This is a genomic window from Neptunicoccus cionae (assembly GCF_002860325.1).
Taxonomy (GTDB): domain Bacteria; phylum Pseudomonadota; class Alphaproteobacteria; order Rhodobacterales; family Rhodobacteraceae; genus Amylibacter; species Amylibacter lutimaris.
Genome location: NZ_PKOJ01000001.1, coordinates 1 through 18,411, shown reverse-complemented (window position 1 = coordinate 18,411; position 18,411 = coordinate 1). Strand labels below are relative to the sequence as shown.

Here is an 18,411-nt window from a genome sequence, read left to right as displayed (position 1 = left end):
TTCTCCCGTTGAAATTTTCCGTTCTCTGACGGGTCAACGTTCTGAAAGGTGTTTCGGTTCAAAATGATTTCGGACGCGTCTATTCCGGTTGCGATACAATACCTGCCCCGGCCCCGGCCAGGGCAGCCTGCGCCAATACCAGCCCGAGGCGGCGTTGCTCCACCCCGTCAGAGCGGGAGTTCAGCAGCACCGGCACGGATGCGCCCAGTACGATGCTGGCGGTTCGGGCGGCTGCGTGCAGTTTCCATGCTTTCACTGTTGCATTGCCAGCCTCAATTGTTGGGAAGAGGATCAGGTCTGCTCGTCCTGCGACCAAAGAGTCCTGTAATCCCTTTCGGTGCGCTGCATCGGGTGACAGGGCGACATCGTAGCCGAAAGGACCGTCAACGCAGATGTTGCCAAGCTCCCCCGCTCGGGAGGCAGCTGCAAGCTGCGCGGCATCTGTTGTTGCAGGCTGGCGGGAAGTCACTTTTTCCGAAGCAGCAATGGCAGCCACGCGGGGACAGCGGATGCCAAGCCCTGCGAACAGGGGCAGGGCGTTTTGCAGTATTGCCCGTTTCTGTGCCAGTGTCGGGGCGGGGATTATGCCGTTATCGGTCGCGCCGATCAGACGTTCGAGCGAAGGCATCTCTGCCAGTGTCAGGTTCGACAGAACCTCCGAGCAGCGTAGCCCGCTGGTCTTGTCAACAACGGCACGCAAATAATCGGCACTGTTAACACTCCCCTTTACCAGCACATCGCCTGCGCCGCTTCGAATGGCTGCAACGGCTTTTTCGGCGCAAGTGTTTGCCTGTGGTGCATCAATGATCTGTGCTATCGCGCCAAGGGCCGATGGAAGCTGGCGGCCTATGTCACCCGCCGCGCCCACCAGTATGGCAGCGCTGATCTGGCCTTTTTCCGCGGCATCATTCATCGCCTGAAGCACTGTCCCGTCATCTGCTCCGGCGACGACCACCCGCAGGGGCGGACGGCAGGACATTTTTGACTCTAACGCATCAAAACTGCGGATCATGCCGCACACCCACGCGTGTCCGGTTCTATGGGCCAGTGCATGGCTGCTTCCTGTCCCGCCAGAACCCGTGCTGCACCTGCGGCCAGCGCTTCGCTTTCGTAGCTGCCTGCATAAATGCGCACGGGTGCGATGGTGCCGCACCCCTGAGTCAGGCTACCTGTGATCCGGTCGGAATGGGCCATGCCGCCAGTCAGGATAATTCCGTCCGGTGCGAAATCCAGAACGGCCGCCATTGCGCCTATGGCTTTGCGGATCTGGTAGAGCATTGCCTCGAACACCAGCGCGGCCTGACTGTCACCGCTTTCGATCATGGCTTCGACCTGACGCATGTCCTTGGTGCCGAGATAGGCAAAAACGCCGCCGTTCCCGTAGAGTTTGCGTTTCAGTTCGCTCTGACTGTATTTACCGGAATAGCACAGGTCTATCAGCGGCATCACCGGCAGGCCGCCTGCCCGCTCTGGCGAAAAGGGGGCGTTTTCCATCCTGTTCGTGCTTTCAACAATCCGCCCCTGCTTCAGGGCGGCAACGGAAATGCCCGCCCCCAAATGGACCACAACGGCATTCAGACGTTCAAATGGTTTGTCCAGTTCTGCCGCGAACCTGCGCCCGCAGGCGCGAATATTCAGCGCGTGTAGAAAAGAAAAGCGCGGGATTTCCGGAAAGCCGGAAATGCGAGCCACTTCGGGCAGTTCATCTACGGATACCGGATCGACGATAAAGGCGCGCACCCCGTGTTGGGCCGCGATTGCGCGGGCCAGTGGCGCCCCGAGATTGGAGGCGTGGGCGTAAAGCGGGCGATGCAGCGCGAAATTTACCAGCGCCTCATTCACTTCGATAACGCCGGCAGGCACCGGGCTGAGCATCCCCCCGCGCCCTGCAACGGCTGCAAGGCGCAGACCATCAGGTTGGTCCCGCAGGAAACCGGCGATTGCGCGGGCGCGGAATTCCAGTTGGTCCGATACCGTAGCAAATCCGGCCATGCGGGTTTCGTCATGTTCGATGGTGACGTCCTGCACAGGAAAAACCTTCCCGTCGTCAGGGCGGTAAAGCCCCAGCCGCGTGGTTGTTGTACCCGGATTTATGGTGAGGATCAGATGATTGTTTAACATGAAACATTCCCGACACAGGAAGGCGGGATGCGCGCCGGACGTGGGGCGCGCACCGATTAAATGTATTTAGTAGAAAGCTTGCAGGCCGGTGATCGCCCGCCCGAGGATCAGCGCGTGCACGTCATGGGTGCCTTCGTAAGTATTCACAGTTTCAAGGTTCACCATATGGCGCATGATCTGGAATTCCTCTGAAATCCCGTTGCCGCCGTGCATGTCCCGTGCCACCCGTGCAATATCCAGCGCCTTGCCGCAGTTGTTGCGTTTGATGACAGAGATCATTTCAGGGGCCGCTTCGGCAGAGTCGAGCAACCGGCCGACCCGCAGGCTGGCTTGCAGACCAAGGCTGATATCGGTCAGCATATTGGCCAGTTTCAACTGGTGAAGCTGGGTCTGGGCAAGCGGTTTGCCAAACTGCTTGCGGTCAAGCCCGTACTGGCGGGCCGCTTCCATGCAGAATTCAGCCGCGCCAAGTGCGCCCCAACTGATGCCGTAACGGGCGCGGTTGAGACAGCCGAACGGGCCTTTCAAACCCTCCACATTCGGCAGCAGGGCGTCTTCACCGACCTCTACATTGTCCATCACAATTTCGCCGGTGATGCTGGCCCGCAGGGACAGTTTGCCGCCGATTTTCGGGGCAGACAGACCCTGCATACCTTTTTCAAGAACAAAGCCGCGTATCTTGCCGCCGTGGGCTTCGGATTTGGCCCAGACAACAAAAACATCCGCAATCGGGCTGTTGGAAATCCACATCTTGCTGCCTGAAATGACATAGCCGTCGGCGGTCTTTTTCGCCGTGGTTTTCATGCCGCCCGGATCGGAACCCGCATCCGGTTCCGTCAGCCCGAAACACCCGATAAATTCACCGCTGGCGAGTTTTGGAAGGTATTTCTTGCGCTGTTCTTCTGAGCCGTAGGCATAGATCGGGTACATGACCAGCGACGACTGCACCGACATCATCGAACGATAACCAGAATCCACCCGCTCTACTTCGCGCGCGACAAGACCGTAGGCCACATAGGACGCGCCAAGCCCTCCGTATTCCTCTGGAATAGTTACGCCCAGAAGCCCCATTTCACCCATTTCGCGGAATATGGAAGGGTCAGTCTCCTCGTCGCGGAAGGCGGCGATCACACGAGGTTGCAGTTTGTCTTGCGCATAGGCTTTGGCCGCATCGCGCAGCATCCGTTCTTCCTCGGTAAGCTGGGTTTCCAGTGCGAAAGGATCTTCCCAGTTGAAACGGTTCAAATCGGGGGCGTCTTTGGCTTTCAGGGTCATGAAGGTGTTCCTTTTGTTTGCGTCTGACTAGCAAAACCGGCAGAATTTTAATAACGATAGAAATTCCACAGTTGATGAGTTTTTGTAATATTATGGTCCTGCGTCCTAACTATACCCCCAGCATACCGGAGCTGCGTGCCTTGGTGTTTTGTGGCGATCTCGGGTCTGTTTCTCGCGCGGCGGAGGCGCTGAACCTGACGCAAAGTGCAGTCAGCCGGTCGATCCGCTCGCTGGAGGAACGCCTTGGCGTGCAACTGTTCCACAGGGTGCGCAAACGCTTGCAGCTGTCTGATGCCGGGCGGGCAATGGTGCATGAATCCCGCGAAATACTGGCGGCGCTGGACCGTTCGGCCCGTATGACAATGGCCTTTGGCAAGGGTGGCGACGTGTTGCGGCTGGCGGTGTTGCCGACGCTCGCTTCTACATGGCTTATCCCGCGGCTGCCGGAATTTCTGAAAGCCTGTCCCGATGTATCCATCGACCTGACATCTGCCCTGCATCCGGTGGATTTCGACGAAAGCCCTTTTGACGCCGCGATTCAAAGAGCGGTTATGGCGCGCAAGGGCACGGATGTGCGGCACCTTCTGGATGAAACACTGATTACGGTGGCCGCGCCGGAGTTGCTGAACGGGGCGGAGCTGCTGTCGCCCGAACAACTGGCTGCCTTCCCGCTGATCCAGCTTGCCACACGTCCGGAGCTTTGGAACGACTGGTTTTTTCAACTTGGTGTGCGGCCGCAGGAACGGCTTCAGGGGCCGCGCGTGCAACATTTCGAGATGGTGATCTCTGCAGCACAGGCCGGGCTGGGGATTGCACTTTTGCCGGATATTTTCGTGCAATCCGCGCTGGCGGCGGGGTCCCTGCGGCAGGTCCATCCGCAGGGGATGGACGGGTCAACACCTTATGCGCTGATCCGGCCCGCCGCTAGCATTGACAGTCCGACGATGGACAGTTTCGCAGACTGGCTGCACCGCACCGCCGCAGCCGGTTAGGACCTGCCAGAGATGTTGATCCACGTGGTCTTCAGTTCGACGTATTTGTCCAGCGCGTGCAACGACTTGTCCCGCCCGATTCCGGATTCCTTAAAGCCGCCGAAAGGTGTCGTCATGTCATCGCAATCATAGCAGTTCACATAGACCAGACCGGCGCGGATGCTTTTGGAAACTTTATGGGCCGTTGCCAGATCATCGGTCCAGACGGCTGATGCCAGACCGTAACAACTGTCATTTGCCACTGTGATCGCTTCATCCAGACTGTCCACGGGTATCACGGTTAACATCGGGCCGAAAATTTCTTCCTGCGCGATCCGCATGTCATTTGTAGCGTTGTTGAAGATTGTCGGCTCAATATAGCTGCCACCGGTTTCCTCCAGCGCCCGCTTTCCGCCTGTGATGACCTCTGCGCCATCGGCTCTGGCGTGGTCTGCGAACTCCAGAACACGGGTTGCGTGGCGTGCGTCCACGATCGCTCCCATGCGGGTCGCCGGATCCAGCGGATCTGCGGGCAAATATTCGCGGCTGACATTCAACAGGGTTTCAACAACTTCGTCCTGAATGGAGCGTTCAACGATCAGGCGGCTGGGACAGGTGCACATTTCACCTTGGTTGAAGAAAGCCGAATGGGCCGAGGTGCTGGCCGCATGTTCTGTATCGGGATAGCTTGACAGGATGATGTTGGGACTTTTCCCGCCCAGTTCCAGCCCGAGCCGTTTCAGATTGGATTGTGCAGAATACTCCATAAAATACTTTCCAACCTGCGTGGAACCGGTGAAGAACAGACCGTCTACATCCATATGCAACCCAAGGGCGCGGCCAACCTCCGGCCCGCTGCCGGTGACGACATTAAAGACACCTTCTGGGATGCCAGCTTCCAGTGCCAGTTCGGCCAGACGGATCGCGGACAGAGGCGATTGTTCGGCAGGTTTCAAAATGACGGAGTTTCCAGTGGCAAGCGCGGGCGCGACCTTCCATGCGGCCATCAGCATCGGGAAATTCCATGGCACGACAGCAGCCACCACGCCCAGCGGTTCTTTTGTTACCATAGCGACGGCACTGGCCGCCGTGGGGGCGATTTCATCATAGATTTTGTCGATAGCCTCGCCGTACCAGTCAAAACAGTTAGAAACCGCACGCACATCAATTGAGGTGCTGTCCGAGATGGGCTTACCCATGTCGAGAGTTTCCAGAAGCGCGAGTTCGTCTCTGTGGGCGCGAATAAGATCGGCAAACCTGCGCAGCACCAGTTTACGTTCTGCCGGAGGGCGGGCAGCCCAGCGGCCGTCTTCGAATGCGCGGCGCGCGGCCGACGCTGCGCGGTTCACGTCCTCCAAACCGCCGCAGGCAACCTGCGCCAGCATGCGGCCGTCAATCGGGCTGATCGAGGCGAAGGTTTCGCCGGATGCGGCATCCACTGAATTCCCGCCAATCACCATCCTGTGGCTGATTCGAAGAGACTCTGCTTTGGCGTGCCAGTCCTGTTTTGAATGTACGGTCATTTTGCGCTGCCTTATTTGTGATGTCGTTTTTCCAAAAGGTATCACAAAATTTCGAATATGGGCAAGTGAAGTCGGGTTGATTCGTTGCTTAGGGGGCTGATCCGCGTACCGGAGTCTTAAACTGCGTAAGGGCTGAAGGCTTACTGTCAGCCTATACCGTCGGTTAACACCCGCCTGCCGCTGCGACTGATGCCTTCGCGGATGTCGCTTTCGGTGGCGATCATCAGGGCAGCCACATCACGGGCTTGAAGGGCGCTCAGGATTTCTTTGTGGCGATCGATCTTGTAGAATTCCTTAACCCGTTTGACCACCTGCCGCTGAAACGGGCCAAGCTGCAGCCAGACGCTTTCAATTGCGGGAATGGAAACCTGATTCGGATTTACGCAATAAAGCATCCGGTGGAATCTCTGGTTCAGTACCGTAAGCTTATCAAGGTTTTCGTCGCGCAGGGCTTCATCCATGCGGTCATCCAGCATTTGAAGTTTTTCGATAACAATATCAGATATATAGGGTAAAGCCCGCTCGGCAGCGTGAACTTCCAGAGTGACCCTCAGCGCCACAAGTTCCTCAAACCGGCCTAATGTCATTTCCGGAATTGCCATGCGGCGGTTGGGTAGGATTTCGATGGCGTTTTCCGAATTGAGCCGTCTGACAGCTTCGCGCACGGGAGTCGGGCTCAGCCCCATCGCATCCGCAAGACCGCGCATTGTCAGATTGGTTCCCGGTTCAATCGTGCCGATCATGATGGCATGGCGCAGCCGTGCATAAACCGATTCCTGGCCTGTCGTATCTTCGTCAGCGGGGAGTTCTGGGATGTTCACTATCGTACTTCCGGTCATTTCGGCACGGCCCTTACAGGGCAGTCTCTGCGCCTACACTACGGAAATCCCAAGCCCAAGTAAAAAAGAAAATAGCAAGTTCACAAATGGTATCACATATGTTAGATCGCTATCACAAAGGAGGAGCTATGCTTGCTCAAGACGTAAAGAACTGGTTTGAAAACCACCCCGAAGTTGAAACGGTTTTCGCCTGTGTGTGTGACCTGAACGGGACGCTGCGTGGAAAGCGCATTCCTGTAGAACAGGCTGAAAAAGCCATTGTCGGCGGAATCAGGATGCCACTGTCGGTGGTGAGCGTGGATATCTGGGGTGAAGATATCGAGAATAGCGCCCTTGTCTTTGAAACCGGTGATTCCGACGGTGTTTGTGAATTTACCGGACGCGATCTTCTGCCAATCAACTGGACAGCGCGCCCGTCCGCAATGGCAATGTTGTGGATGCACAAGGAAGACGGGACACCCTTCGTGGCAGATCCGCGCCGTGCGCTGGACGCTGTCGTGCAGCGCTACGCCGCAATGGGTCTGACCCCTGTCGTGGCGACCGAACTGGAATTCTATCTTGTTGATCCTTCCGGCGACCAGCCCCGCGCGCCCCATTCGCCCGTATCCGGCAAGAGGCTCGATTCCGACGGGGTTCTTTCGCTGGATGAATTGCAACACTTTGATGCTTTTCTGAATGACGTTTACGAAGCCTGCGCCGAGCAGGATATTCCGGCGGATGCTGCGATTTCCGAAAACGGGGCAGGGCAGTTTGAAATCAACCTTCTGCATGTCAATGATCCGCTGAAAGCGGCAGACGATGCGGTGTTGTTCAAGCGGCTGGTGCGCGGTGTGGCCCGTAAACACGGCTTTGCGGCAACCTTTATGGCAAAACCGTTTGGTGCGCGGGCCGGAAGCGGTTTCCATGTGCATTTCTCTTTGCTGGACGAAAACGGCGACAATGTTTTTGACAACGGCGGCGAAGAAGGATCGGACATCATGCTGAGCGCGGTGGCGGGCTTGCTGGCGACCATGCAACAGAACAGCCTGACCTTTGCACCCCACGAAAATTCCTACCGCCGCCTGATGCCCGGTGCTCATGCGCCGACAGGTGTGGCGTGGGGCTATGAAAACCGCACCGCGGCAATCCGTATTCCGGGCGGCAACCACAAGGCGCGGCGCATCGAACACCGTGTCGCCGGTGCGGACGCCAATCCCTATCTGGTGCTGACCAGCATTCTTGGGGGTGCCCTGCATGGCATTGAAAACAAGATGCAACCGCCCGCGCCTATCACGGGGGATGCCTACCGCCAGAAGCTGACGCATCTGCCGCTCGACTGGGCCAGCGCGATTGAGGCTTTCGCTGTGGGTTCGCACGTACCCGAGATTTTTTCGGAACAACTGCAAACCCTGCTGGTGGAATGTAAAGCGCAGGAACTCAAGCGGTTCTCGCGCTATGTTACTGATTTTGAATATCATTCCTATCTGGAGATCGTTTGATGGGGACCAAGCCGAAACACTATGCCGGTGATGGCAGCCACACAAAGAGCTATTATGCTGCTTCCGCCAATCCGGCGCCGGAGCGCCCGCCACTGGTTGGGGCGCAAGAGGTGGATGTCTGTATCGTCGGTGCCGGTTATTCCGGTCTGTCCACTGGCCTGCATCTTGTCGAAAAAGGCTATAACGTTGCTATCGTAGAGGGCGCGCGGGTTGGCTGGGGTGCTTCGGGGCGCAATGGCGGGCAGATTGTGAACGGTCTGAATGCCAGCCTTCAGACAATCAAGAAACGCTACGGACAGGACACGGCAACCTTTGTGGCCGGTCTGGTGCAGGAAGGCGGCGAGATCATCCGCGAGCGGATCAAGACCTACAACATCCAGTGCGATCTGAAGGATAAGAATATTTTCACAGGCCTAACCAAGGCCCATATGAAAGAGCTGGAAGAGCGCAAGGCACTTTGGGAAAGCTACGGCATCAACAACCAAGAGATGTTGGACAAGGTGCAACTGCGTGAACATATCAATTCCGACCTTTATGAAGGTGGACTGATCGATCATTCCGGCGGCCATATGCACCCGCTCAACCTCGCGCTTGGGGAAGCGGCCGCGTTCGAGATGCTGGGTGGTACGATCTACGAAATGTCGATGGTGACAGCGGTGGACACCGATGCGGTCCGTCCTGTTGTGACCACCACGCAGGGCACGCTGACCTGTAAAGCTCTGGTGCTGTGCGGCAATGCCTATCTGGGGCATGTGGTGCCGACACTGACGTCCCGCGTGATGCCCGTGTCCACGCAGGTCATGGCGACAGAGCCGCTGGGCGAGGAACTGGCCCATTCGCTGCTGCCCCAAGACGCCTGCGTTGAAGATATTCGCTACATTCTGGATTATTACCGACTGTCCGGTGACAAGCGCATGCTGTTTGGCGGCGGCACGGTTTATGGCGGGGCTGATCCGCGCGACATCGAGGCAAAGCTGCGGGGCAATATGGAAAAAGTGTTCCCGCAACTGAAGAACGTAAAGGTGGATTACGCGTGGAGCGGTAATTTCGCCCTGTCCTTCAGCCGTGTGCCCCAGATGGGGCGGATCGGGAAAAACACCTATTTTGCCCACGGCTACTCCGGCCACGGTGTAACCGGATCGCACACCTTCGGGCGCATTCTGTCGGAAGCAATTGATGGCGATATCTCACGCTTTGACGTGTTCGAGAATGTGCCTTGGTACCCGTTCCCGGGCGGGCGGATGTTCCGCGTGCCTTACTCGGTCGCCGGATCGTGGTGGTACGGAGTGCGGGACCGGCTCGGAATATAAACAAAACCTTCAATCAATTTAGGGAGAATGAAATGAAGACTATCTTAACAACTTGCGCTGTTCTGGCATTGGGTGCGGGGAACGCGTTGGCCGAGGGTGAACTGAACGTTTACAACTGGTCGGATTACATTGCCGAAGACACCATCGCGAATTTTGAGGCCGAAACAGGCATCAAGGTGAATTACGATGTGTTTGACAGTAACGAGGTTCTGGAAGCCAAGATGCTGACAGGTTCCAGCGGGTACGATGTTGTGGTTCCATCTATCGAGTTCATGGCCCGTCAGGCACAGGCCGGTGTATTCGCAAAGATCGATAAGGAAGCCCTGTCGAACTATGGCAACCTTGATCCGCAAATTCTTGAAATTCTGGCGGTGAACGACCCCGACAATACCCACGGTGTTCCTTATATGATGTTCACCACCGGATTGGGCTATAACGTCAAAGCCGTATCCGAGCGGATCGACGCGGAAAAGATCGGCAGCTGGGATATGGTTTTCGACCCTGAAACCGCCGCGAAACTGGCGGATTGCGGGATTGCAGTGCTCGACAGCCCGTCAGAAATCATGGCGCCTGCGCTGAATTACCTCGGGATTGATCCGAACTCCGAAGATAAGGCCGACCTTGAGAAAGCCACCGACCTGCTGCTGTCCGTGCGCCCGCATATCCGTTACTTCCATTCTTCCCAGTACATCAACGATCTGGCCAATGGGGATATTTGCGTCTCTGTCGGCTATTCCGGTGATGTCTTGCAGGCCCGTGACCGTGCAGCCGAGGCCAATCAGGGTGTCGAAGTCGCCTATGCCATTCCCAAAGAAGGCGGACAGGTCGGATTTGACATGCTTGCCATCCCTGACGATGCGCCAAACGCTGCAAATGCGCTGAAGTTCATCGACTATATCCTTCGGCCGGAAGTCGCGGCAGCGGTGACCAATTACGTCTATTATGCCAACCCGAACACAGCTGCGACAGAGTTCGTAGATGACGAGGTGCGCAATGATCCGGGTATCTATCCGTCCAAAGAGGTTCAGGCGAACCTGTTTTCCCTGCGGCCCCATACCCCCCGCTATGACCGGTCCCTGACCCGTGCATGGACCACGATCAAGACAGGCCAATGAAATATCGGTCGGGCGTGCTCCTGTCAGAGCGACGCCCGGCCTGACCATTTGAGGGACAGTTCAATGACCACCAGTCAAACATCGACCACTGCAAAACCTTGGGACGCGCCGGATGCCGTTCCTTTCATGCAGATCAAGAATATCACCAAGAAATTCGGTTCTGTTGTGGCGGTCGAGAATGTCTCGCTCGATGTGTACAAAGGTGAGATCTTCTGCCTGCTCGGTGGATCGGGTTGTGGCAAATCCACCCTGTTGCGGATGCTTTCGGGGTTTGAGGTTCCCACCTCGGGCCAGATCATCATCGACGGAGAGGATCAGGCGGGCGTTGCGCCCTATGACCGCCAGACCAATATGATGTTCCAGTCCTATGCGCTGTTCCCGCATATGACTGTGGAAAAGAATATTGCCTACGGGCTCAAGCGGGACGGTCTGCCGAAAAAGGAAATCGCAACCCGTGTGACTGACATCCTGTCGCTGGTGCAGATGGACGGTTTTGCCACGCGCAAACCCCACCAGCTTTCGGGCGGGCAACGCCAGCGGGTCGCGCTGGCCCGTTCGCTGGTGAAAAAGCCCAAACTTCTAATGCTGGATGAACCTCTGGGCGCGCTCGACAAGAAGCTGCGCGAGGAAACCCAGTTCGAGTTGATAAAAATTCAGGAAAGCCTTGGCGTGACTTTTGTTGTGGTGACGCACGATCAGGAAGAGGCGATGACCCTGTCCAGCCGGATCGGGGTGATGAACAAGGGCGAGATTGTACAGGTCGGCACCCCCCATGAAATCTACGAATTTCCGCGCAACCGGTTTGTGGCGGATTTCATCGGCTCGGTGAACCTGTTTGAAGGACGCATTAAAGAGGACGGCGAAAACCATGTGGTGATTGCTTCGCCGGAAGCGGGCACTGACATCTATGTGCCCTATGCGGTCAGCGGCGTTGAAGGCCAGCAGATCGCCATCGCCGTGCGCCCTGAAAAGATGGAGATCAGCAAGGCCGATCTGGGGGACATGCGCAACAGGACGACCGGCACAGTGGATGAAATCGCCTATATGGGGAATGTGTCCGTTTATCACGTACTGCTGGACAGCGGCAAACGTGTCCGCGTCAGCCAGTCGAACCGGACCCGTTCCAACGAGGATGCGCCGACCTATGGCGACAGGGTCAACCTTGGCTGGGCGGGCCGCGCCGGTGTTGTGGTGACAGCATGAGCCAGCGGGAAACCCTGAACGGAAAACTGCCCGGTGGCGCCTTTCTGGGCCGTGCGCTGCACCGGATCGGGCTGCGTGGCCGCGGGCTGGTGATTGCCATTCCGGTCCTGTGGCTGTTTTTGTTCTTTCTCCTGCCGTTTCTTGTGGTCGCGAAAATCTCCCTGTCCGAAGCCGCCATTGCCCGTCCACCCTATTTGCCGTTGTGGAACTGGGATGACGGTTTTCTCAACATCACGCTGAACTTTGGCAACTACCTGTTCCTGTTCGACGATCCGCTGTATCTGTCCGCCTATATAGAGTCGGTGAAGATTGCGGCCGTGTCGACGGTGATCACCCTGCTTGTCGGCTACCCGATGGCCTATCTGATTGCCCGCTCTGCGCCGGACACCAGAAACATCCTTCTGATGCTGGTGATCCTGCCGTTCTGGACCTCTTTCCTGCTGCGTGTGTATGCGTGGATCGGCTTTCTGAAGGGCAACGGGATTATCAACAACATTCTGATGAAGATCGGTCTGATCAACGAGCCTCTGGTCATGCTGCAAACCGATTTTGCGGTCTATATCGGTATCGTTTACACCTACCTGCCGTTCATGATCCTGCCGCTGTTTGCCAATCTGGTGAAGCTGGACCAATCCTATCTGGAGGCGTCTGCCGATCTGGGGGCGCGTCCGATCACGACATTCTTCACCGTGACCCTGCCCCTGTCTGCAAGCGGGATTATCGCGGGATGTATGCTGGTCTTTATTCCCGCTGTTGGAGAGTTCGTCATTCCGGCCCTTCTGGGCGGGCCGGATACGCTGATGATCGGTCGGGTCTTGTGGAACGAGTTCTTTTCCAACCGCGACTGGCCGATTGCCTCGGCTGTGGCGATTGTCATGCTGGTTGTGCTGGTCATCCCGATCATGCTGTTGCGCAAGGCGCAGGCCGCCGAAGCGGAGGTGCAGTGATGGGCCAGCAATCCAGGTTTCTGAAGATAGTCGCGCTGCTCGGCTTTGTCTTTCTTTATGCACCGATCGTGTCGCTGGTAATCTTCAGCTTCAACGAAAGCAAACTGGTGACAGTTTGGGGCGGGTTTTCAACCAAATGGTATGCAGAACTGTTCCGCGACCCCCAAATACTTGAGGCGGCATGGGTCAGCATCAAGATTGCCCTTATCAGCGCGACTCTGGCCATTGTGATCGGGACGGTGGGTTCCTTTGTGCTGATCCGGTTCAAGAAGTTTCGCACCAAAGGCTTGCTGAGCATGATGATTACTGCTCCGCTGGTAATGCCCGAAGTGATCATTGGTCTGTCACTGCTGCTGCTGTTCGTGGCGATGCAGGGGTTGATCGGCTGGCCGGGCGGGCGCGGGATGTTGACGATCATCATTGCCCACTCCACTTTTGGCGCGGCCTATGCTGCCGTGGTGATCCAGTCCCGTTTGGTGGATATGGACCTGTCGATTGAAGAGGCGGCGCAGGATCTGGGTGCGCGTCCGGTACGGGTATTTTTCGGTGTAACGCTGCCTGTGATGGCACCTGCCTTGCTGTCTGGTTGGTTGCTGGTGTTCACGTTGAGCCTCGACGATTTGGTCATTGCCAGCTTTGTATCCGGTCCGGGGGCTTCGACCCTGCCCATGGTCGTCTTTTCCAAAGTGCGCTTGGGGGTCAGCCCCGACGTGAACGCACTGGCCACTATTATAATCGGCATCGTGTCCTTGGGGATCATCGCTGCCGCCCTTGAAATCAGCAGGAGTAAGAAACATGGCGCAGAACGGTGATCAGGCATTTTTGCGGAGCGACACCACAAAAGGGCGTTGGGAAGAAATGACCTACGGCGGCGCGCTTAGCTTTCTGCGCCGCAATTATTCCCGCAATCTTGAAGGTGTGGATGTGGCCGTCACCGGCGTTCCGTTTGACAATGCGGTGACGTTTCGTCCGGGCTGTCGGCTTGGCCCGCAGGCGATCCGTGCAGCCTCGGTCCAACTGGCAGAGTTGAAAGCCTTTCCCTTCGGGTTCGACCCTTTTGAAACCCTGTCGGTGGTCGATTATGGCGATGTGCATCTGGACCCGCATCACCCCGAAACCGTGCGCCCCGCGATTGAGGCACATGCCGCGCGGATTATTGAAAGCGGTGCAAAGCTGCTGACGCTGGGCGGGGATCACTCTATCGCCTATCCGCTGCTGAAAGCGCATGCGGAAAAGCACGGGCCGGTGGCACTGATCCAGTTTGATGCCCATTGTGATACTTGGGACGATGACGGCGCACGGATGGATCACGGCACAATGTTCCTGCGGGCGGCGCGCGAGGGGATCATTGATGTGGTAAAATCCACCCAAGTCGGACTGCGTACCTATAATGACGATGATTTCGGGTTTGAAATCATGACCAGCCCGTGGATTCACCGCAACGGCATTGCCGCTGCGATTGAAGTGGCGCGGGAACGGGCAGGGGAGGCGCCCGTCTATATCTCCTTTGATGTGGATGGGATGGACCCTGCCTTTGCGCCGGGAACCGGCACGCCGGTTGCAGGAGGGCTTGCATCCTGGCAAGCGTTGGAGTTCATTCGCGGGATGGAAGGGCTGAACCTGATCGGACTGGATGTGGTAGAGGTTTCGCCCCCTTACGATGTGTCCGAAATCACCGCAATTGCGGCGGCAACTGTAGCCCATGACTGGCTGTGCCTTCTGGCCAAGGCCAAAGGGGCACAGGGCGTTGAGGTCGGCAGGATTTAAAGGTGTTTCTATGAAGATCGGAATTCTACAGACCGGCCACACTCCCCAAGAGATGCGGGAGAAACACGGCGATTATAACGACCTGTTCATTCGGCTTCTGGCAGGGCGAGGGTTCAGCTTTGACACCTATCCGGTTCTGGATGGGGTGTTTCCTGACACCGTAATGGATGCGGATGGCTGGTTGATCACCGGATCGAAGTTCGGCGCCTATGAGGATCACGACTGGATACCGCCGCTGGAAGATTTCCTGCGGCGGGCTTATGCCGCTGCCATCCCGATTGTGGGGGTCTGTTTCGGCCATCAGATTCTGGCACAGGCGCTGGGCGGCAAGGTGGAAAAATTCACCGGAGGCTGGCAGGTCGGGCCGGTGACCTACAATCGCACGGACGGCCGTACCGACCGGATCATGGCATGGCATCAGGACCAGATCACCCGAGTGCCGGAAGACGCCGAGATCATCGGCACTACTGATTTCTGCGCCAACGCAATGCTGGCCTATGGCAACCGCGCCTTGACAGTGCAGCCCCATCCCGAATTCACGCCGGAATTTATGGGCGATCTGTTGACAGCCCGTGGTGATATATTGCCCGACGCTATTCTGGAAAAAGCGCGCGCCGGTTTGCAGACGCGACTTGATTCACCTGACTACGCACAGATGTTCGACGATTTCTTCCGACAGAACGCAAAGCCTGCGTAATCGGGGGGCGACATCGCCAACAGGCCTGATAAATGCACGCTCAATACCCAGACATATACCGCCCGTTTGAGGGCCATCACAGCTTACAACCAGTTACAGAAGGTTAACACGAATGAAAAACGCAGAAGTTAACACCCGACGCGAAGCCGCAATATCGCGTGGCGTTGGCATGATGACGCAAGTCTATGCCGAACGCGCCCTCAATGCCGAGATCTGGGATATTGAAGGCAACCGCTACATCGATTTCGCCGCCGGGATTGCTGTGGTGAACACCGGCCACTGCCACCCCAAAGTGATTGCGGCGGCTGAAAAGCAGCTTCACGCGTTCACCCATACCTGCCATCAGGTTGTCCCATACGAAAACTATGTCCGTCTGGCTGAACGTCTGAACGAAAAGGTTCCCGGCGACTTTGACAAGAAAACCGTCTTTGTCACCACCGGCGCCGAAGCGGTGGAGAATGCGATCAAGGTGGCACGGATTGCCACCAACCGTCCGGCAGTCATTGCCTTTGGGGGCGGCTTTCACGGCCGGACCTTCATGGGTATGAGCCTGACTGGAAAGGTCGAGCCGTATAAAAAAGGCTTTGGCGCGATGATGCCCGATGTCTATCACGTGCCGTTCCCGATCGACCTGCACGATGTGCCAGTCGAACAGTCGCTCGGCGCGATTACCAAACTGTTCAAGGCGGATCTCGATCCGGCCCGTGTTGCAGCGATCATCATCGAACCGGTACAGGGCGAGGGCGGATTCTACGAAGCACCGGCAGACCTGATGCGTGGCTTGCGCAAGCTGTGCGACGAGCACGGTATCGTCATGATCGCGGATGAGGTGCAGACCGGCTTTGCACGCACCGGCAACCTGTTCGCAATGGACGGTTATGATGTCAGTGCGGATATCACGACTATGGCCAAAGGTCTCGCTGGTGGCTTCCCGCTGGCCGCTGTCACCGGTCGCGCCGATCTGATGGATGCGGCCAATCCGGGCGGTCTGGGTGGCACTTATGGCGGCAGCCCGATGGGTGTTGCTGCCGCTCATGCGGTTCTTGACGTGATCGAGGAAGAAGATCTGTGCAACCGCGCCAACGAGCTTGGCTCCCGTTTGAAACAGCGGCTGGAGCAGATCCGCCAGTCCACACCCCAGATGGTCGACGTGCGCGGGCCGGGCTTCATGGTTGCAGCAGAATTCAACACAGCGGACGGCAGCGCGCCGGATGCGGATTTCGCCAACCGCGTGCGCGCGGAAGGCATGAAACGAAACCTGATCCTTCTGACCTGCGGCACCTACGGCAATGTTGTGCGTTTCCTTGCGCCGATCACCATTCCGGATGATGTTTTTGCCGAAGGGCTCGACCTGCTGGAACAATCCATCGAAGCCGCGAAGAAAGGCTGAGGCATGCTCGATCTGAAAGACCCGAGCCTGCTGGAGCCGCGGGCCTATATCAACGGGGAATGGGTCAGCAACGGCGAAACCTTCACCGTGACCAATCCGGCCACCGGCGCGAAAATCGCAGATGTGACAGATATAAGTGTCGCTGAAACCGCCGCTGCGATCGACCACGCCTATAAAGCCCAGAAAGACTGGGCCGCATGGACAGGTAAGGAACGCGCGGCTGTTCTGCGGCGCTGGTTCGACCTGATCGTTGAGAACGCCGACGATCTGGCCGCGATCCTGACCGCCGAAATGGGCAAGCCCCTACCCGAAGCCAAAGGGGAGATCCTTTACGGGGCCTCCTTTATCGAATGGTTCGCGGAAGAAGCCAAACGCATCTACGGCGATGTGATTCCGGGGCACCAGCGGGACAAGCGCATCGTCGTGATCAAACAGCCCGTTGGTGTTGTCGGCTCTATCACGCCGTGGAACTTTCCAAACGCGATGATTGCCCGCAAGGTCGCGCCCGCGCTGGCCGTAGGGTGCAGCTTTGTGGCCCGCCCCGCCGAACTCACCCCGCTGTCTGCGACGGCTATGGCGGTTCTGGGGGAACGGGCCGGTATTCCGGCGGGTGTGCTCAACATCATCCCAAGCTCGCGCTCTGCGGAAATCGGACAGGAGCTCTGCGCCAATCCCAAAGTGGCAAAGATCACCTTCACCGGCTCGACCCGTGTGGGCAAAATCCTGATGCAGCAATGTGCCGACACCATCAAGAAGATGTCGCTGGAACTGGGCGGCAACGCGCCTTTCATCGTCTTCGACGATGCGGATCTGGATGCAGCGGTCGAGGGGGCGATGATCTCCAAGTTCCGCAACAACGGCCAGACCTGCGTTTGCGCCAACCGCATCTATGTGCAGGCGGGCGTCTATGACGCGTTCGCAGAAAAACTTCAGGCGGCGATTGGCAAGCTGTCTCTGGGGGATGGGATGAAGGACGGCGTCACCACAGGTCCGCTAATTAACGATGCGGCGGTGCGCAAGGTGGAAGAGCATATCGCGGATGCCAAAACCAAAGGCGCGACAGTCGCGCTTGGCGGGCAGCGCAGTGCATTGGGTGGCACGTTCTTTGAGCCGACCGTCCTGACAGATGTGACCCCCGACATGGCGGTCGCCCGCGAGGAAACCTTCGGCCCGCTGGCCCCCCTGTTCCGCTTTGAAACCGAAGAGGATGTGATCGCTATGGCCAACGACACAGAATTCGGACTGGCGGGGTATTTCTACTCTACCACCATGAACCGCATCTGGCGTGTGGCCGAAGCGCTTGAAACTGGCATCGTCGGGATCAACACCGGGCTGATCTCTACCGAGGTGGCTCCGTTCGGCGGGGTGAAGCAATCCGGTCTTGGTCGGGAAGGTTCCAAATACGGCGTCGAAGATTTTCTGGAGATGAAATACATGTGCTTTGGCGAAGTGTCCTGATCGAAGGCTCGCTAAACCCCCCGACCGGATCGCTGATCTGATAAATAGGCCCGCTACAGATATTCTGTGGCGGGTCTTTTCCATTTGCCACCTGAGTCGCCCGTGATTCCCGATTCTGGTTGGTTTGAGTCGTGGCGAGTCGTGTTCGATAGATGTGATTCCGGCGGATTTCCGGGGGTTATCAGGGTGAATTGGTTGTTTGGGGCGGTTCGGGTTGTTTTTGAGGGATTGGATTTGTGGTGTGTGAGGTGATTAACGCCCATAAAATAAGGGGGTTCCAAAAAGATTGTGATTTTTCTGTAAAAAGGGGTTGCGGG

Annotated in this window: 16 protein-coding genes; 11 read left to right on the top strand and 5 right to left on the bottom strand. The window is 57.3% G+C overall.

The features are described from left to right. Positions 1 to 79: 79 nt before the first annotated feature. From C0U40_RS00080 to C0U40_RS00070, 3 genes are all read right to left on the bottom strand, one after another. Complete coding sequence (locus C0U40_RS00080; RefSeq protein ID WP_101653733.1) at positions 80 to 1,012, bottom strand: phosphate acyltransferase; 933 nt, start codon at positions 1,010 to 1,012, stop codon at positions 80 to 82. Next, positions 1,009 to 2,121 carry a butyrate kinase gene (gene buk / locus C0U40_RS00075; RefSeq protein WP_101653732.1) on the bottom strand — a complete coding sequence of 371 codons (1,113 nt, stop codon included), beginning with the start codon at positions 2,119 to 2,121 and terminating at the stop codon, positions 1,009 to 1,011. The genes C0U40_RS00080 and buk overlap by 4 nt, the downstream gene beginning before the upstream one ends. A gap of 66 nt (positions 2,122 to 2,187) precedes the next feature. Beyond that, positions 2,188 to 3,396, bottom strand: coding sequence for an acyl-CoA dehydrogenase (locus tag C0U40_RS00070; RefSeq protein WP_101653731.1), 1,209 nt, complete (start codon positions 3,394 to 3,396; stop codon positions 2,188 to 2,190). A gap of 92 nt (positions 3,397 to 3,488) precedes the next feature. Between C0U40_RS00070 and C0U40_RS00065 the strand changes: the two genes are divergently transcribed. Further along, a complete protein-coding gene (locus tag C0U40_RS00065) occupies positions 3,489 to 4,388 on the top strand; it encodes a LysR family transcriptional regulator (protein ID WP_101654743.1) in 900 nt (299 codons plus the stop codon). Here the strand turns inward: C0U40_RS00065 and C0U40_RS00060 are convergent. Both C0U40_RS00060 and C0U40_RS00055 read right to left on the bottom strand, forming a co-directional pair. Continuing rightward, positions 4,385 to 5,890, bottom strand: coding sequence for an aldehyde dehydrogenase (locus C0U40_RS00060; protein WP_101653730.1), 1,506 nt, complete (start codon positions 5,888 to 5,890; stop codon positions 4,385 to 4,387). The genes C0U40_RS00065 and C0U40_RS00060 overlap by 4 nt on opposite strands. A gap of 146 nt (positions 5,891 to 6,036) precedes the next feature. Beyond that, on the bottom strand, positions 6,037 to 6,729 hold the full coding sequence (locus C0U40_RS00055; protein ID WP_101653729.1) for a GntR family transcriptional regulator: 693 nt from the start codon (positions 6,727 to 6,729) through the stop codon (positions 6,037 to 6,039). A gap of 128 nt (positions 6,730 to 6,857) precedes the next feature. Here C0U40_RS00055 and C0U40_RS00050 point away from each other — a divergent pair, with 128 nt between their 5' ends. The 10 genes from C0U40_RS00050 to C0U40_RS00005 all read left to right on the top strand — a co-directional run bounded on the left by C0U40_RS00050 (position 6,858) and on the right by C0U40_RS00005 (position 18,094). Next, positions 6,858 to 8,207 carry a glutamine synthetase family protein gene (locus tag C0U40_RS00050; RefSeq protein ID WP_101653728.1) on the top strand — a complete coding sequence of 450 codons (1,350 nt, stop codon included), beginning with the start codon at positions 6,858 to 6,860 and terminating at the stop codon, positions 8,205 to 8,207. After that, positions 8,207 to 9,517, top strand: a complete 1,311-nt coding sequence (locus C0U40_RS00045) for an NAD(P)/FAD-dependent oxidoreductase (RefSeq protein ID WP_101653727.1) — start codon at positions 8,207 to 8,209, stop codon at positions 9,515 to 9,517. The genes C0U40_RS00050 and C0U40_RS00045 overlap by 1 nt, the downstream gene beginning before the upstream one ends. A 32-nt stretch (positions 9,518 to 9,549) precedes the next feature. Further along, on the top strand, positions 9,550 to 10,632 hold the full coding sequence (locus C0U40_RS00040) for a polyamine ABC transporter substrate-binding protein (protein WP_101653726.1): 1,083 nt from the start codon (positions 9,550 to 9,552) through the stop codon (positions 10,630 to 10,632). 63 nt (positions 10,633 to 10,695) lie between these two features. After that, the gene (locus tag C0U40_RS00035; RefSeq protein WP_101653725.1) at positions 10,696 to 11,835 is read left to right on the top strand and encodes an ABC transporter ATP-binding protein; all 1,140 of its coding nucleotides are present in this window, start codon (positions 10,696 to 10,698) and stop codon (positions 11,833 to 11,835) included. Between the two features lie 71 nt (positions 11,836 to 11,906). Beyond that, positions 11,907 to 12,782, top strand: a complete 876-nt coding sequence (locus C0U40_RS00030) for an ABC transporter permease subunit (protein WP_435673781.1) — start codon at positions 11,907 to 11,909, stop codon at positions 12,780 to 12,782. Further along, on the top strand, positions 12,782 to 13,594 hold the full coding sequence (locus C0U40_RS00025; protein WP_101653723.1) for an ABC transporter permease subunit: 813 nt from the start codon (positions 12,782 to 12,784) through the stop codon (positions 13,592 to 13,594). Before C0U40_RS00030 ends, C0U40_RS00025 begins: the two co-directional genes overlap by 1 nt. Continuing rightward, positions 13,578 to 14,549 (top strand): agmatinase, encoded by a 972-nt coding sequence (speB, locus tag C0U40_RS00020; RefSeq protein ID WP_101653722.1) that lies wholly within the window; start codon positions 13,578 to 13,580, stop codon positions 14,547 to 14,549. Before C0U40_RS00025 ends, speB begins: the two co-directional genes overlap by 17 nt. A 10-nt stretch (positions 14,550 to 14,559) precedes the next feature. Beyond that, on the top strand, positions 14,560 to 15,246 hold the full coding sequence (locus C0U40_RS00015) for a type 1 glutamine amidotransferase (protein ID WP_101653721.1): 687 nt from the start codon (positions 14,560 to 14,562) through the stop codon (positions 15,244 to 15,246). A gap of 112 nt (positions 15,247 to 15,358) precedes the next feature. Beyond that, positions 15,359 to 16,636 carry a 4-aminobutyrate--2-oxoglutarate transaminase gene (locus tag C0U40_RS00010; protein WP_101653720.1) on the top strand — a complete coding sequence of 426 codons (1,278 nt, stop codon included), beginning with the start codon at positions 15,359 to 15,361 and terminating at the stop codon, positions 16,634 to 16,636. Between the two features lie 3 nt (positions 16,637 to 16,639). Then, entirely contained in the window at positions 16,640 to 18,094 is a 1,455-nt protein-coding gene (locus C0U40_RS00005) for an NAD-dependent succinate-semialdehyde dehydrogenase (protein ID WP_101653719.1), read from the top strand. Positions 18,095 to 18,411: the final 317 nt, after the last annotated feature.